The sequence below is a fragment of the Mucilaginibacter sp. OK283 genome, assembly GCF_900110415.1.
Lineage (GTDB): Bacteria > Bacteroidota > Bacteroidia > Sphingobacteriales > Sphingobacteriaceae > Mucilaginibacter.
On record NZ_FODR01000002.1, the window covers coordinates 386,068 to 402,417 of the forward strand.

Sequence of the window (16,350 nt, forward strand, 5' to 3'; positions counted from 1 at the left end):
ACGAAGTATCTATCAGCTGTGCATGACCGATAGAAAAGTTTGCGAATAGATACTTCGTACCTCAGCATGACAGTCTTTTATTTTTACTTTCATCCAACCCAATCAACCACCCACCAATCAACTCACTCCACCAACACCCCAATATAATAATTAAATGTGTCAACTTCAATGGTGTCCTTTGTGGCGCCGTCTAACTCAAAAGGTTTGAATTGTTTGGTTGGGGTGATGAATTTGTAATCGCCGCCATTTACGCGCACTTTAACGGGCATGGCAAAGTCTTTAGCATCGGTGCTGGTCCAGCGGGCATAGGCTTTACCTTCCCTGAACATAATCTCGAGGATGGGGATGGTTTTGTAGTGCAGGTACTGGTCAAATACCGGCGCCAGGTTCATGCCCGCCTCTTTGCTGATGTAATCAACCACCTGGTTGTAAGTAACGGTTTGGTGGTAGAATGTTTTGTTAAGGCCACGCAGTATACCGCGCCATTTTTCATCATCATTAATAATAGTGCGCACCATGTTAAGCATGTTGCCGCCTTTGTAATACATATCGCCCGAGCCTTCTTTGTTAACACCGTAAGCGCCTACAATAGGCCTGTCATTTGCAATGGCCATACGGGTGCCGTGCACATATTCCTGGCCGGCCTGTTTGCCATAAAAGGTTTCTACAAATAACGACTCAGAGTAGTTGGTGAAACTTTCGTGGATCCACATATCGGCCAGGTCTTTGGAGGTAATGTTGTTACCAAACCATTCGTGACCGCTTTCATGTATTACGATGAAATCCCATTTTAGTCCCCAGCCCGTACCCGAAAGATCGCGGCCCAGGTAGCCGTTTTTATAGTGATTGCCGTAAGCTGTACCGCTTTGATGTTCCATCCCCAGGTGATGGCTTTCTACCAGTTTATAGCCATCCTCGTAAAAAGGGTAGGGGCCAAACCAATGTTCAAAGGCTTTGAGCATGCGGGGCGCATCAAGTCCCCATTGTGCTTTAGCTTTATCCAGGTTGTAGCTTAGCGGCCAAAAATCCATGGTGAGTTTACCTTTTTCGCCGTTGTATATGCCCTCGAAATGGGTATAATCGCCAATGTTGGCTTCAATATCGTAGTTGTTGATAGGGTTGGCTACAAACCAGTCGAAACGGATGTAGCCATCTTTTAGGTCGGTTACTTTACGTAAACGGCCGTTTGATACATCTTTTAAACCCTTGGGTACGCTGATGCTGATGAGGGCGCTATCTACCTCGTCCTCCTGCTGATCTTTAGTTGGCCACCATACACTGGCCCCCATGCCCTGGCAGGCGGTTGATACCCAGGCATGGCCTAACGAGTCGGTGTTATACTCCACGCCGCCATCCCATGGTGCGCGTTTGGCAATAGTTGGGTTGCCCGAGTAGTAAACCCTAAACTCGTCCTTACTACCCTTGCTGATGTTTTTTGGGAAGGTTAAAAACACGGCGTTAAACTCGCGGGTATATTTTAACTCCTGCCCTTTGTAAACCACTTTTTCAATCTTTAGGTTATTCCAAAGGTCAAATTGCAGCTTATCAAAATCACTTACTGCGGTAAACTTAAACAGCACGTTACCGCTGATGAATTTTTTATCGACATCAAACTTCACATCCAGGTGATAATAATTGATATCGTAACAAGTACGCAGCGGCGTTGTTAACGATCCGCGTAAAGTATCAGCCCTGGTAAATTTTTCTTTAACTGTGCCTAATTGTGCCTTTGCCGGCAAAAAGCTTGCACCAGCCATCAAAAGGCCGAGTGCGTATTTAATCATGTTCTTATTTTGCATATATATTATTGTAAAGCCCTGTCTAAATCAAAAAATAAATTTGTCATTTCGAACGAACTTGGGGTGGCTTTGAGCCATAGGGTGAGGAGAAATCTTATACGCCTTGCATTCGAGAGGCTTATCGCGATGCAAATTGTCTAAGATTTCTCCTCGTACCTCGTTCGAAATGACAACGGGTTTAACTTAATCAGCTCAATCCAACCCAATCAACCACTCATTCAATCAACCAACACCCCCACATAAAAATTCAACTTATCCACCTCAATATTATCCTTATTTACCCCTTCAACATCAACCGGTGTAAAGCGGGTTGTAGGCGTAATAAATTTATACTCGCCGCCTTTTGCGCGGATTAAAACGGGCATAGCGAAATCTTTGGCGTTGGCTATCCACCTGGCGCTGAATTTGCCCCTTACGGTTGCAAACTCCAGGATGGGCAGATCTTTATAGCGCAGGTACTGGTCAAATACCGGTAACAGGTTTTTGCCCGATTGTTCGGTGATGTAGTTAACCACCTGGTCGTAAGTAACGGTTTGATGATAGAAAGTTTTGTTGAGGCCGCGCAGGATAGTGCGCCATTTTTCATCGTCGTTAACAATGGTGCGTACCATGTTAAGTACAACCGCACCTTTGGGATACATATCGCCAGATCCCTCTTTGTTTACGTTGTAAGGGCCAACAACAGGGCTGTCGTTGTTAATGCCTTCTCTTAGGCCGAAGTTGTATTCCTGCCCGGCTTTTTTGCCCCAGTTATCTTCAATGAACAACGATTCGGAATAGCAGGTAAAGCTTTCGTGGATCCACATATCGCCCAGGTCTTTCCCGGTAATGTTGTTGCCAAACCACTCGTGGCCGCTTTCGTGTATAATGATGTAGTCCCATTTCAGTCCCCAGCCTGTGCCCGACATATCGTAGCCCAGGTAACCATTTAAAAAATGGTTGCCGTAGGCCGTGGCGCTCTGGTGCTCCATGCCCAGGTGCGGGGTCTCTACCAGTTTGTAGCCGTCCTCATAAAAAGGGTAGGGGCCAAACCAGTGTTCAAAAGCTTTAAGCATGGGCCTGGCATTGGCACTAAAGTGTTTTTTCGCCTTCTCCAAACTGGTGGGCAGTACCCAGTAATCCATGGTAAGTTTGCCTTTTTCGCCCATGTAGGTATCGCCAAAATGTACGTAATCGCCAATGTTGGCAACCACGTCATAGTTGTTTATCGGATTGGCCACAAACCAGTCGAATTTGGTATAACCATCTTTTAACGGCGTAACCTTACGCAGGCGACCGTTGGATACATCTTTTAAACCTTTGGGTACGCTGATGCTGATGAGCATGCTATCAACCTCATCGCTCAAATGATCTTTATTGGGCCACCAGATGCTGGCACCCACACCCTCGCAGGCGGTAACCACCCATGGTTTTTTAAGCGAATCCTGTTTGTAAACAACGCCACCATCCCAGGGCGCGTTTATGGCAATGGTTGGTTTGCCCGAGTAATAAACGGTAAACTGATCCTTACTGCCTTTAGTAATTGTTTTGGGGAAAGTAACAAACACGGCATTGGCATCGCGCTTAAAAAACAGTGTTTTGCCTTTGTAAACTACTTTATCTACACTAAGGTTAGCAAACAAATCAAACTGCAACAATGTAAAATCCTGTGTGGCGGTAAACTTAAACAGGTTGCTGCCGCTGATAGCTTTATGGTCGATATCAAACTTAACATCCAGGTGGTAGTAATTGATATCGTAGCATGTTCGAGGTGCAGTTAAGTTGCCGCGCAGGCTATCGGCATGGGTAAAGGCTTCTTTTTCCTGCAGAAGTTGGGCATTTGATGTAAAAGGGATCAATCCTACAAGGATAAGGAGCGGGTATAAAGGCTTAAAATTCATATCTTACAGATACAGGGAAATGAGGTGAATAATAAAATCAGTCAAAATAACAGCCTAATTTAGCAACATAATTGCTAACAAATAATTTAATACAACACTGTTACATGAAGCAGCTAATAAATAGCCAATGTTAGCTAAAATTGGATAAAACTTCATTGCGATTTTATTCATTTTCGTATCATTGCAGCCCTTTTCAATTTTTAAAACTATGGCACATTTTCCGGCACAATATTCCACCTTATCTGCCATTGCTTTAAAAAATTATATCGGGGTGGCTTATGGCCTTCAGCTAATTAGTTGCAGGTTTTTATTGCGCGGGGTAAGCGATACCTATATCATCGAAGCAATTGATGCCAAATATGTGTTAAAAATCTACCGCGAACAACACCGCCCGCACGATGAAATACAAGGTGAAATTGAATTGCTCAATTTACTTAAAAATGGCGGCACAGGCGTAGCTTATCCGATAACTGCTGTCGATGGCAGCCAACTGCAACAATTTGACGCGCCCGAAGGTGTTCGCTACGGCATCCTGTTTTCGTACGCCGAAGGCTCCCCGGTTATGGATTTAAACGACGATCAGTTAAAAACTATTGGCCGGCAGATGGCTAATGTGCATAACATTACGTCGGTAGTCCGGCTTAGTTATCCCCGCAGGGAATATAGTATTGAAACTACGCTTATCAATCCCATAAAAAGTATTGAACCCGCGTTTAAAGATCTGCCTGATGAGTATGCTTATTTACAGGATCTGGCAGTTAAGGTAGCTCAAAAGCTAAGCTTGTTGGATACCGCTAACTTTAGCTACGGTTACTGCCAGTACGATTTTTTGCCCAAGAATTTTCATTTTGATGATGCCGGTAATTTAACATTTTTTGATTTCGACTTTGCCGGTAAAGGGTTTCTTGTTAACGACCTGATGTCGTTCTTCGTCCATTTCTTTATGCATGTGTATACAGGCAAGTTAAAGGATGAGGAAGCCCAGCGGATGTTCGCTGTTTTTGTGTCTGCATACCGGGAAACAAGAGCGGTGAGCGACGATGAACTCAATTCCATCCCTTATCTTGGCGTTGGTTTTTGGATTTTTTACCTCGGGTTTCAGCATGAACATTTTGATGATTGGTCGAACCCGTTTTTTGGGCCGAAGTTTATTAAGGATAGGGTGGGGTTGATAAAAGTGTGGGTGGATAAGTATTGCGGATTTTGAAACGCTGAAAAGACTCACCCGGCGAGGCTGCGCCCGCCACCCTCTCTTCAACCTGCGGTTGGAAAGAGGGGCTTGAATGCTAATTAACTCAACGGAAGTTTAGATGTGTGTACCTTTCAAAAAACAAAAAGCTATTTGCCAATAAACAGTGTTTTTTGTAAATTTAAAAATGTCGTCCATTACTGATTTTTGTAGAGAGTTACGTCGAAATGAAACCTCTGCGGAGAAATTACTTTGGCAGAGATTGAGAAACAGGAGAGTCTTTGCCCAGAAAATTCTAAGGCAATATCCTATCGGAGTTCAATCAAGTACCAAAGGGACAATTTACTACATCGCGGATTTTTATTGTCATGAAGCAAAGCTTGTAATAGAAGCAGATGGACCTGTACATTTACTGAAAAAGGATTATGATCAAAACCGGGACGAGGTTTTAGCCAAATCAGGACTACAAATTTTGAGGTTTGAAAATGACCTGATTTTAAATAACACCGGGATGGTTTTAAATAAAATCAAAGCCTATTTATAGTTAATTACATCGTCAGTTTTCATTAACTATTCAAGCCCCTCTTTCCAACCGCAGGTTGAAGAGAGGGTGGCGGGCGGAGCCTCGCCGGGTGAGTCTTCACCAGCGTTCAAAATCGATGTCGTGTACAATTCACTAACTCAATAATTCAGTAATTCAATAATTCCCACTAACTTTGCCGTCCTATAAAACAAAATACTATGCAATATGATGTTATCGTTATCGGTTCGGGCCCAGGTGGGTACGTTGCCGCTATACGTTGCGCCCAATTGGGTTTAAAAACCGCTATCGTCGAAAAATATAGTACCCTTGGTGGTACATGCCTTAATGTGGGCTGTATCCCATCCAAGGCCCTGCTTGATTCATCCGAACACTACCATAACGCTGCCCACACTTTTACCACTCATGGTATTAAGCTGGAAAATTTAGGTATCGATTTTGGCCAGATGGTAAAACGCAAGCAGGAAGTGGTAAATGCCAATACCAGCGGCATTAGCTACCTGATGAAGAAAAACAAGATTGACACCCACTACGGTGTAGGATCATTTAAAGATAAAAACACCATCAACGTTAAAAAGGCTGATGGTACCGAAACCGAGATAACCGGTAAAAATGTAATTATTGCCACCGGTTCAAAACCATCGGCATTGCCATTTTTAAAAATCGATAAAAAACGCATCATTACCTCTACCGAGGCTTTATCGCTTACCGAAGTGCCTAAGCACCTGGTGCTGATTGGCGGCGGCGTTATTGGCCTGGAGCTGGGTTCGGTATATGCCCGTTTAGGTGCAAAAGTATCTGTAATTGAGTTTATGGATGGCATTATCCCAACTATGGATAAAGCCCTTGGCCGTGAACTGCAAAAAGTGCTGACCAAACTGGGTATGGAGTTTTACCTGGGCCATAAAGTAACCGGTGCTACCGTAAAAGGTAAAGAAGTGACCGTTACTTTCGACACACCAAAAGGCGAGAAACAAGAATTAAAAGGCGATTACTGCCTGGTAGCCGTTGGCCGCGTAGCTTATACCGATGGTTTAGGTTTAGATAAAATTGGCATCACCGTTGAAGAACGTGGCCGCAAAATTACCGTAAACGATCAACTGGAAACCAGCGTTAAAGGTGTTTACGCCATTGGCGACGTAATTAAAGGCGCCATGCTTGCCCACAAAGCCGAAGATGAAGGTACTTTGGTTGCCGAAATTATTGCCGGCCAGAAACCGCATATCGACTATAACCTGATCCCCGGCGTAGTATACACCTGGCCTGAAGTTGCAGCCGTTGGCCAAACAGAAGAGCAGTTGAAAGCAGCCGGTGTAAAATATAAAACAGGATCGTTTCCCTTTAAAGCCAGCGGCCGTGCGCGTGCCAGCGGTGATTTGGACGGTTTTGTTAAAGTGCTGGCCGATGCCACTACCGACGAAATTTTAGGGGTACACATGATTGGTCCCCGTGCGGCAGATATGATTGCCGAGGCTGTGGTTGCTATGGAATTCCGTGCATCTGCAGAGGATATCGCCCGGATCAGCCATGCCCACCCAACTTATACCGAGGCGATGCGCGAGGCTTGTTTAGCGGCTACAGAGAATAGAGCGATACATATATAGTTGCCGGTTTGCAGTTTTGAGTTTGCAGTTATCATATTTAAAAGCAGGGACAATTTAGGTTGTTTCTGCTTTTTTGTTTTGATGGAGGAATTGTGTCTGAAACCTGAATTAAACGAATTTTTTGAATGGACAGAATTTAGCTGCCGGGGGGGAATTCTAAGAAGCTGTTAAAGGTGATTTGATAAAAATGTTATTGCTTTATACACGCCATCACGTATTAGGATATATATAAACATCCGGTTGAACGCCTGCCACGACTCACCCGGCCGACGCTGCGCTGGGCCACCCTCTCTCCGGCTTCGCCGCATAGAGGGTTTTGTATATTATTCTATTGATAACCAATAATTTATAGAATGAAGATTTCCCCAACCCTCTTTGCGGCTTTAGCCGGAGAGAGGGTGGTCGGGCGTAGTCTCGACCGGGTGAGTCGTCTCCGCCATGCTATACGCCGCTGCCTTTCGCCATGCTTTAACGTCCAAAATGGTTTTTAAACAGCTTCTAAAAATTCTTTAATTCGTTAACGGCGCAGCCTTCCTGAACGCCCTTAAAAACAAGCAATGGGTGAAAAATTCCGGTTCAGAAAATATTAGTTAATCCAATCATTAATTGGGATTGTACTTAATCCTGATTTGGAATAAAGCCTCTAATCTACTATTAGCAGAATATTAGCTATGATTGCAATTATTAATAAACCAGCTAAAGCGATGTATGATATATTCGATAGTTTTTTCATTGGCTTCATAAAATCGAGGTATAGCTGATTTTTCGTGCTGTCGTCAGATATCTGTTTGATTTGCCAGGAAACATAAATGTTGTTCACTAAAAAGAAGGTAACTGCTGCGTGTACCAAAAATACAGTTATTACTTTAGGTACGAATCCGAAATCGGCTTGCTCTATGGGGCCAATCGTAGCATGCCAACGTACAGGTTTGAGTTCTGTCGACCACACAACATAAATGAAATGTGCGATAAAGAAAACTACCGGCACAAGCGCATTCACGGTAAACCACTTTGCCCCATTAATTTTATTGTTAAAACTGGTTACTAAATAAGCCTGGTAGCCAACAATAAAACATGGATTAACCGCGAAGAGCAGGTTTGATATTGTTTTAATTATTTCATATGCTTGCCAGGAAGAGTGAGGAATGTTAGACATTTGGGACGCAATTATTGACGGCAAAAACAACAATATCAGCTGCCAGTAATTCAAGCGTATTTTCATGGATAAGTTTTAAGTTAATTAGGTAGCAATATAATCAATATCGCAATAGTCTGAACCGGAATAAACGAATTTTTTAAATAGGCAGAATTTAGCTGCGAGGGATTTTAAAATTCTGAAAATTCTTTAATTCGATAAACGGCGTAGCCTTCCTGAACGCCCTTTAAAACAAACAAAGGATGATAAATTCCGGTTCAGAAAACATTAGTCACTCCAATTATTAATTGAGATTGTACTTAATGCTGATTTGGAATAGAGCCACTAATCCTTCAAAAATCTGCTTTTAATAATCACGGCAACTATTGCCAGAACAAAGCTGCCCGCTGTGCTAAGTATAGATATGATCAATAGCTTTTTCATGGGCTCCCAAAAATCATCGGATAACTTTTGGCGCAGGAGGCTATCTTTCACGTTTTCAATTTTAGCTGATACATACAGGTTGTTTACCACAAAGAAAGTAATGAGCTCATGAATAAAAAGAATACCCACAATCATTTTGACCAGCCAGAAATCTGACCCTGAGGTGGGGCCGTCAGGCGATTTCTTACCATTAAAATCCTCTGTCAATAAAAGTGCGCAACCATATGTGCAAAAAAACGTCAATAAAACCGGCGGGACATTATTAATAATTATCCATATGGTACCCTTTATCTTTTTGTTGAAAGAAATTACCAGGTAGGTTTGATAACTGATGGCTAACAGGAAAACGATACACAATAACAGGCATATCAGTTCGGTATTAATATAATATTTTGCCCGGATGTGGTTAGGCATAAATGTACAGCCGATAACTAATATGAAAGGTGAGAAAAGGGCGATGAGCTGCCAGTAGTTCAAACGTAATTTCATCGGATAAGGTTAAACTAATAAGGCAGCAATATAATCAATATCGCTGCCTTATCAGTTGATGGAAATAAGATTTTTATCTATACCGCTATTACATGTTTACCCTTTTTATACCCAACTGTTGCAAAATAAAAGATGAATAGATAAATCGGGATCAGGATTACATAAGCTGTTTGAGCCGATATTTTATCAACCAATAAACCATAAATAGGAGGGAATACCGCAGCACCTGCAATGCCCATTACCAGTAATGAAGAACCAATTTTGGTAAAGCGGCCTAACCCTGAAAGTGCCAGCGGCCAAATAGCAGGCCACATTAATGAGTTTGCCAAACCTAATAAAGCGATGCAGCTAATAGACGCGTATTTGGGTGTAAATAAAGCTAAACCAGTTAAAATAACTCCCAATACTGCCGAATATACCAGCGCTTTTTGCTGCGAAATATAACGGGGAATAAACACGATGCCGGCGATATATCCCAGTACCATACAAATTAGGGTACCCGATGCAAAATATTTAGCCGTAGATAGCGGGATATTGTGTGCTATGCCGTAACCAATTATCGAGTCGCCGGCGATAACTTCGGCACCCACGTAAAAAAACAGGGCTACCACTCCTAATATTAAATGCGGGAATTGCGTAATACTTGTTTTGCCCGAATTCGCGGCGGCTACAGTTTCGTCCTCGTGATCGGTATCAATTTCGGGCAGGCCCGAAAAATAAATAAGCACCGCCAATATGGCTAATACAATCACCATTAATACGTAAGGCAATATTACCCTTGATGCTAATTCGTTCAGTTCAGCAGTTTTTTGGGCGATATCTAATTTGGCAAGGTTGGCATTAAAAGCATCAATGTTATTTAAAACCACTGCACCAAGCGCTATTGGCGCCAATACGCCGGCAAACTTGTTAAATATACCCATAACGCTGATACGCTTTGCGGCGCTTTCAGCCGGCCCGATTATAGTAATGTAAGGGTTTGATGCCGATTGCAAAACCGCGAGGCCGCTGCCTTGTACAAACAAGCCAATTAAAAAGATGGCGTAGGTACGGGTTAAAGCAGCAGGGATAAAAATAAGTGCGCCCACGGCTATAATGATAAGCCCTACGGCCATACCATTTTTAAAACCAAATATTTTAAGTAACCATGCCGATGGTTTTGCCATTAAAAGGTAAGCGATGTAAAACGCACTTGCTACCAGGTACGATTCGCGGTTATTTAGCTGGCAGGCTATTTTTAAATAAGGTATCAATACCGAGTTTAACCAGGTTACAAACCCGAAAATGAAGAATAGAACGCCGATGATTATTACCGGACTTACAATTGTTTTTTTTTGTGCCGATATTTCGGGTTTGCTAATGGATGTCATTTTTTATTTAAATCGTTAAGAAGTTAATTAAGTTTCTAAAATAATTAAAAAAGTTTAGCATTTGCAATATTGATGTTAGAAATTTAACAAATTAATATTTTATAATGGATTTTATTGGTGTTTTTACTAAAATAGGCCAATCGGTGAGACAATGGATACGAAAAATGCCGGATATCACTAAAATACAACAATCCGATTTAAATTCCGAAATTCGGGCGCTTGCATTTTCAAATGAGGATATTAATAGTAAACAACACCCGCATCCCGGCGCCTAAATATGGCGGTACCGAACGTGTTATCTGGTGGCTGGGTAAAGAACTAAATCGATTAGGCCATGTGGTTACATACCTTGTTGCGCCAGGTTCAACCTGCCCTTTTGCCAAAGTATTGGTTTATGACCCTGCTGTTGACATTAACCTTCAGGTACCCGACGATGTAGATGTGGTACACTTTCACTTCCAGGTAAATGGATTTAGCAAAAAACCTTATTTGATTAACGTACATGATAATCCCGGCTTTGGGCAGCAGCTAAATCGAAACTCCGTATTTGTATCTGCCAACCAGGCATCGCGCTACGGCGGCGAAGCTTTTGTACACCACGGCCTCGACCCGGACGATTACCACAAGCCCGATCTGTCAAAAAAACGGACACATGCCCATTTCCTGGCCAAAGCCGCCTGGAAGGTTAAAAACGTAAAGGGCGCTATTGATGTAGCCACCCAAAGCGGCAATAAGCTGATTGTATTGGGCGGCACACGCCTCAATTTAAAAATGGGGCTGCGGTTTACACCAAACTTAAATGTAAGGTTTAAGGGCATGGTTAATAACGATGCAAAGGCCGCCGTGTTGAATACTTCCAAAGCATTGTTGTTCCCGGTATTATGGCACGAGCCTTTTGGGTTGGCTATTATTGAAAGCCTGTATTTTGGTTGCCCGGTATTAGGTACGCCCTACGGATCGCTGCCCGAACTGGTGCCGGCAGAAGTGGGGTTATTAAGCGATAGTAAATCGGACCTGGTGAACGCACTTAAGGCGATAAATCAATTTAGCAACCAGCACTGTTACGAATATGCCATGGATAACTTTATGGTACATACCATGGTACAAAAATATCTTAAGTTGTATGAGCGTGTATTAAATGGCGAACAATTGAATTTGGGATTACCAACATTACAGGTTGCCAACACGGTGAAGTATTTGCCCTGGAGTGATTAGAATAGTTTTCCTTTTAGTACCTGTTTAACCAAATCAATTAAAATTCCGAAATTCGCCCCCAATAATTCCGGCATCAAACATCCGGCATCCGAAACGGTGAAACCCTCTTTAACACCTTTGAAAAATAGACTAATTGTTAAAAATCAACACCATGCTGCAAATACAGGAAAACGTATCACTTAAAAACTTTAATACTTTCGGCATAGATGCCCAGGCGAGTTATTTTGTGGAAATAGCCCATGAGGATGAGCTGGTTGAACTATTTGCCGACCCGCAATGGCAACAAACCGAGCGGTTGGTTTTAGGTGGAGGTAGCAATTTGTTATTGGTTACCAATTTTGATGGCCTGGTTATCCGTATGAATATCCGGGGCATTGAACACCGCATTAGCCATAACGATGTATTTGTAGAGGCCGGCGGCGGCGAGGTATGGAACGATTTGGTAAACTTTTGCGTTGCCCGTGAATATGCCGGGATTGAAAACCTGAGCCTGATTCCGGGCTCGGTTGGGGCATCGCCCATTCAAAACATTGGCGCGTACGGCGTAGAACTTAAGGACGCGTTTGTAAGCTGCAGGGCTTTTGAAATTGCCACCGGTGCATTTAAAACGTTTAGCAAAGCCGATTGTAAATTTGGTTACCGCGAAAGTGTTTTTAAAAGCGAGCTGATGGGGCAGTATATCATTGTATCGGTTAAATTTCATTTATCGCTTATCCCCAACATCAATACCCAGTACGGTGCAATAGGGCTTGAGCTGGCCAGCCGCGGCATTACATCGCCTACTATAAAAGATGTATCGCAGGTAGTTTCACATATCAGGGTATCTAAACTGCCCGATCCTACTACCATAGGCAATGCCGGTAGTTTCTTTAAAAACCCGGTGATCAGCCGGCACGAATTTGAAGCTGTATACACTAAGTTTCCAGATGTGGTTAATTACCCGGCTGCCGATGGGCAGGTAAAATTAGCTGCCGGATGGCTTATTGAACAATGCGGATGGAAAGGAAAAACCGTTGGCCACACCGGAACATGGCAGAACCAGGCCTTGGTATTGGTGAACCACGGCGGTGCCACCGGAGCGGAAGTTTACAACTTTTCGTCGCAAATTATAGACAGTGTGTACGCTAAATTTGGCGTTATGCTACAACGCGAGGTGAATATTATTAGTTAAAAATTTAAATTTTAACTAAATCTTCAATTTTGTTTTCATTTGTTTTCAATAAAAATTTTGCAATAATCTTTGTTTTTATATTCTAAGCAATAGTTGTTTTTGTTGCTGTTAATGTCTTGACAGGCAGGTTGTTGGTTTTGGTATAAGTGTATAGTTTACACTTATGTTTGCTTTGCTGATTTTTGGGGCCGTAGCCTGTTTTGTGCTGTATTTAATACAGTACTGGCACTATGCTTGCCTAACTGTTAACACAAAACTTTAACAAAATGACAAAGATTGAGTTTAACACCCTTGTACTGCGCCAGGCAACTTCGTTAAGATCATACGCCTTACATTTTACCCATGACGCAGACGATGCTAACGACCTTGTTCAGGATACAATGTTGAAGGCCATAACTTATTACAATAAGTTTAAAGAAGGTACTAATTTAAAAGGATGGTTATACACCATCATGAAAAATACGTTTATTAACAACTATCGCCGTTTTGTTAAAATGAGCACATTTGTTACCAAAAGCGACGAGATTTCTTCGCCAAACCTGGTATTCAGTTCAACAAAAAATCAAGGCGAAGCTAAATTTGTGATGGATGATATTAAAAGAGCTTTAGATAGGTTGCCAGGCGATTATTACGTGCCATTTACCATGTATTTTGAAGGACACAAATACCATGAGATTGCCGATCATTTAGAGATACCGATAGGTACTGTAAAAACCCGGATACACGTAGCACGTAAGCTATTGAAGAAAAACCTGAAAGCATACGATAACGGCATTGCCAAACCCGTTTACGCCGAAAACTAAATTTATAAACTCAACCATATATAAATAAAAAACCCGCTTACCAATGGCGGGTTTTTTGTTTTGAAACATTATGGGTTTCAATTTGTACTTTTGACTAAGCCGTGGCAGTCATCAGAAACTGTTAACACATCGCAATAACGGCTAAATTGCACCTCATGAACAACCGTATCTATTTTATTGCATCCGTTATCCTGATGTTGTTTGTTACCCAACAAAGCCGGGCAGACGAGCCTAACCTGAGGCATATCCGCAGTTTGCTGATGGTGTGCATGAATAACAGCAAAACAACCGATTCACTATATAAAAGCCTGGCGGTAATTAAGAACCCCGCGGGGGTAATTACAGCATATTTGGCTACCTTATCGGCATGTAAGGCCAAGCTCAGCTGGAACCCTTATATGAAGGTAAAGCACCTGAATAATGCCGAGGCAACCTATAAAACAGCCGTAAACGCTGATCCGCATAATATCGAGATCCGTTTTTTGCGCTTCTCCGTTGAGCACAATGTGCCTGGTTTTTTAGGTTTTAACAAGGATTTGGTTACCGACCGCAATGAAATTATAACTCAGCTCGGTAAAAAGAATTATGGTACCGGCGATAAGGATTTAACGGTAGCCATCATCAAATTTCTGCTGAATTCTAAACGCTGCACCCCGGCGCAAAATGAAGATCTGAACAAACACTTAGCCGAATTAAAGTGAGATACACTTACCTGGTCATCAATGTATTGACGGTATTTTTTCCGTTTGTATTATCGTTTGATAAGAAGGTGCATTTTTATAAAAGCTGGAAATATATATGGCCGGGCATGGCTACAACCGGCCTTTTCTTTTTGTTTTGGGATGTACTATTTACCATGAAAGGCGTATGGTCATTCAATCCACAGTATATTACCGGTGTTACAATGTGGGGTTTACCGTTTGAGGAAGTGCTTTTCTTTTTAACCGTGCCGTTTGCATGTATTTTTATCTATGCCTGTTTAAATTATTATATAAAATGGCAAATAGATATGCGGTTAACCGGTATCATTAGCAGCCTGGTGATTATGTTATCTGTTTTGGGGCTTATTTTTTATTATAATAAGATTTATACAGCAGTTACTTTCGGGCTTTTGCTGATCTTGCTACTGATGCTTCAGTATGTAATTAAAACAGAATGGCTTAGCCGGTTTTACATGGCATACGTAGTTGCGCTGGTCCCATTTTACCTTGTTAATGGAATTTTAACAGCCATCCCGGTGGTTATATACAACAATAGTCAAAATATGGGCAAAAGGGTAGGGACTATACCCGTAGAAGACCACTTTTACTTAATGGCGCTGTTACTTATGAATATCGGCTTTTTTGAGTACTTTAAAACAAGAAAAAAAACGGATGACCGATCTGCCTGAATACACCAAATCGCAACTGGCCCTGCGCAACGGGCAGGATAAGCCCCGGATTTGGGTGGCTTATAAAGGTATTATATATGATGTAACCGAAAGCCGCCTATGGCGTAATGGCAAACACTATGAGCATTGGGCCGGCCAGGATTTGACCCCCGAGCTCGTTGATGCCCCACATACCGAAACGGTGTTTGAAAAGTTTGAGAAAGTGGGTAGGCTAAGCGCAGGCCCCCCAGCCCCCTGAAGGGGGAGCTAAAAATATAGGCTGCTCTCCAAAGAAACAGCCTATATTTTTAACCCGCAATTCAAAAGCCCTCTCCTTTGGAGAGGATTTAGGTGAGGCTCTTATATCTCAAACTTGGCCAATCCCACAAATTGGGCTATGCGGGCAGCAATTTCTTCCTGTGTCAGGTTTCTTAATCTTTCAGATCCAAACTTCTCCACGCAGAATGACGCCAGGGCCGAGCCATAGATGATGGCGTTTTTCATGCTTTCGAAGCTCACGGTGCCCGCTTTGGCCATATAGCCGATAAACCCGCCGGCAAACGTGTCGCCTGCGCCTGTGGGGTCAAAAACCTCCTCTAAGGGAAGGGCAGGGGCGCTGAATATTTTATCCTCATGAAAAAGTAGGGCCCCATGCTCGCCTTTTTTAATAATAAGATATTGCGGCCCCATTGTTAAAATTTTACGGGCAGCCTTTACCAGCGAAAATTCGCCTGATAACTGGCGTGCTTCGGCATCGTTGATGGTTAGTACATCTACCAGCTTCAAAGTTTTCAGCAATTCATCCAGGGCAATATCCATCCAAAAGTTCATGGTATCCATTACAATGAGTTTGGGGCGGTTTTTAAGACGTTCGATAACGCTTTGCTGAACCTGTGGTGATAAATTGCCCAGCATGAGGTATTCGCAGTCCTGGTACGATTCGGGAATTATCGGATCGAAATCGGCCAAAACGTTTAGCTCAGTAACCAATGTATCACGGCTGTTCATATCGTTATGGTACCTGCCACTCCAAAAAAACGATTTCTCGCCCTGTTTAATTTGCAGCCCTTCGGTATCTACATTGTGTTTGTTGAGGTCTTCAATCTCGCTTTGTGGGAAGTCATCGCCCACCACGGCAACGATATTTATATCGTCAAAAAAGTAAGAAGCGCCCAAACTTGCGAAGGTTGCCGACCCGCCGACGATTTTATCCGTCTTCCCGAAGGGGGTCTCAATTGCGTCAAATGCCACAGTACCAATAACTAACAAACTCATGGAAAATATTTTAATTTTTTTTTGCGCAAATATTGTGAAATTACCGCAGAAATTATACTTTTGCAC

15 protein-coding genes are annotated in these 16,350 nt (G+C 42.6%); 9 read left to right on the forward strand and 6 right to left on the reverse strand.

Annotated elements, in window-relative coordinates:
• Window positions 1-122 precede the first annotated feature (122 nt).
• Both BMX56_RS06355 and BMX56_RS06360 read right to left on the reverse strand, forming a co-directional pair.
• Entirely contained in the window at window positions 123-1,799 is a 1,677-nt protein-coding gene (locus BMX56_RS06355) for a M1 family metallopeptidase (RefSeq protein ID WP_255369786.1), read from the reverse strand.
• A 218-nt stretch (window positions 1,800-2,017) separates the two neighbouring features.
• The gene (locus tag BMX56_RS06360) at window positions 2,018-3,679 is read right to left on the reverse strand and encodes a M1 family metallopeptidase (RefSeq protein WP_090642588.1); all 1,662 of its coding nucleotides are present in this window, start codon (window positions 3,677-3,679) and stop codon (window positions 2,018-2,020) included.
• 208 nt (window positions 3,680-3,887) lie between these two features.
• Here BMX56_RS06360 and BMX56_RS06365 point away from each other — a divergent pair, with 208 nt between their 5' ends.
• The 3 genes from BMX56_RS06365 (at window position 3,888) to lpdA (ending at window position 7,013) form a co-directional block, all read left to right on the forward strand.
• Window positions 3,888-4,886, forward strand: coding sequence for a phosphotransferase enzyme family protein (locus BMX56_RS06365; protein WP_090642591.1), 999 nt, complete (start codon window positions 3,888-3,890; stop codon window positions 4,884-4,886).
• Between the two features lie 169 nt (window positions 4,887-5,055).
• Entirely contained in the window at window positions 5,056-5,412 is a 357-nt protein-coding gene (locus BMX56_RS06370; RefSeq protein ID WP_090642594.1) for an endonuclease domain-containing protein, read from the forward strand.
• Window positions 5,413-5,609: 197 nt separating this feature from the next.
• On the forward strand, window positions 5,610-7,013 hold the full coding sequence (lpdA, locus tag BMX56_RS06375) for a dihydrolipoyl dehydrogenase (protein WP_090642596.1): 1,404 nt from the start codon (window positions 5,610-5,612) through the stop codon (window positions 7,011-7,013).
• Window positions 7,014-7,656: 643 nt separating this feature from the next.
• On the opposite strand, the gene BMX56_RS06380 is transcribed toward lpdA, so the two are convergent.
• The 3 genes from BMX56_RS06380 to BMX56_RS06390 all read right to left on the reverse strand — a co-directional run bounded on the left by BMX56_RS06380 (window position 7,657) and on the right by BMX56_RS06390 (window position 10,451).
• Window positions 7,657-8,235, reverse strand: coding sequence for a hypothetical protein (locus tag BMX56_RS06380; protein WP_143065376.1), 579 nt, complete (start codon window positions 8,233-8,235; stop codon window positions 7,657-7,659).
• A gap of 258 nt (window positions 8,236-8,493) precedes the next feature.
• Window positions 8,494-9,081, reverse strand: a complete 588-nt coding sequence (locus tag BMX56_RS06385) for a hypothetical protein (protein ID WP_090642602.1) — start codon at window positions 9,079-9,081, stop codon at window positions 8,494-8,496.
• A gap of 77 nt (window positions 9,082-9,158) precedes the next feature.
• Window positions 9,159-10,451 (reverse strand): sugar MFS transporter, encoded by a 1,293-nt coding sequence (locus BMX56_RS06390; RefSeq protein WP_090642605.1) that lies wholly within the window; start codon window positions 10,449-10,451, stop codon window positions 9,159-9,161.
• Between the two features lie 231 nt (window positions 10,452-10,682).
• Here BMX56_RS06390 and BMX56_RS06395 point away from each other — a divergent pair, with 231 nt between their 5' ends.
• The 6 genes from BMX56_RS06395 to BMX56_RS06420 all read left to right on the forward strand — a co-directional run bounded on the left by BMX56_RS06395 (window position 10,683) and on the right by BMX56_RS06420 (window position 15,268).
• A complete protein-coding gene (locus tag BMX56_RS06395; protein ID WP_090642608.1) occupies window positions 10,683-11,666 on the forward strand; it encodes a glycosyltransferase in 984 nt (327 codons plus the stop codon).
• Window positions 11,667-11,817: 151 nt separating this feature from the next.
• Window positions 11,818-12,837: a UDP-N-acetylmuramate dehydrogenase gene (gene murB / locus BMX56_RS06400; RefSeq protein WP_090642611.1), complete on the forward strand. Its 1,020-nt coding sequence runs from the start codon at window positions 11,818-11,820 to the stop codon at window positions 12,835-12,837.
• 266 nt (window positions 12,838-13,103) lie between these two features.
• Entirely contained in the window at window positions 13,104-13,640 is a 537-nt protein-coding gene (locus BMX56_RS06405) for an RNA polymerase sigma factor (RefSeq protein WP_090642614.1), read from the forward strand.
• Window positions 13,641-13,795: 155 nt separating this feature from the next.
• Complete coding sequence (locus BMX56_RS06410) at window positions 13,796-14,341, forward strand: hypothetical protein (protein WP_090642617.1); 546 nt, start codon at window positions 13,796-13,798, stop codon at window positions 14,339-14,341.
• On the forward strand, window positions 14,338-15,030 hold the full coding sequence (locus BMX56_RS06415) for a lycopene cyclase domain-containing protein (RefSeq protein WP_090642620.1): 693 nt from the start codon (window positions 14,338-14,340) through the stop codon (window positions 15,028-15,030). Before BMX56_RS06410 ends, BMX56_RS06415 begins: the two co-directional genes overlap by 4 nt.
• A complete protein-coding gene (locus tag BMX56_RS06420; RefSeq protein ID WP_090642623.1) occupies window positions 15,014-15,268 on the forward strand; it encodes a cytochrome b5 domain-containing protein in 255 nt (84 codons plus the stop codon). Before BMX56_RS06415 ends, BMX56_RS06420 begins: the two co-directional genes overlap by 17 nt.
• 101 nt (window positions 15,269-15,369) lie before the next feature.
• On the opposite strand, the gene BMX56_RS06425 is transcribed toward BMX56_RS06420, so the two are convergent.
• Window positions 15,370-16,284, reverse strand: coding sequence for a PfkB family carbohydrate kinase (locus BMX56_RS06425; protein ID WP_090643953.1), 915 nt, complete (start codon window positions 16,282-16,284; stop codon window positions 15,370-15,372).
• Between the last annotated feature and the right edge of the window lie 66 nt (window positions 16,285-16,350).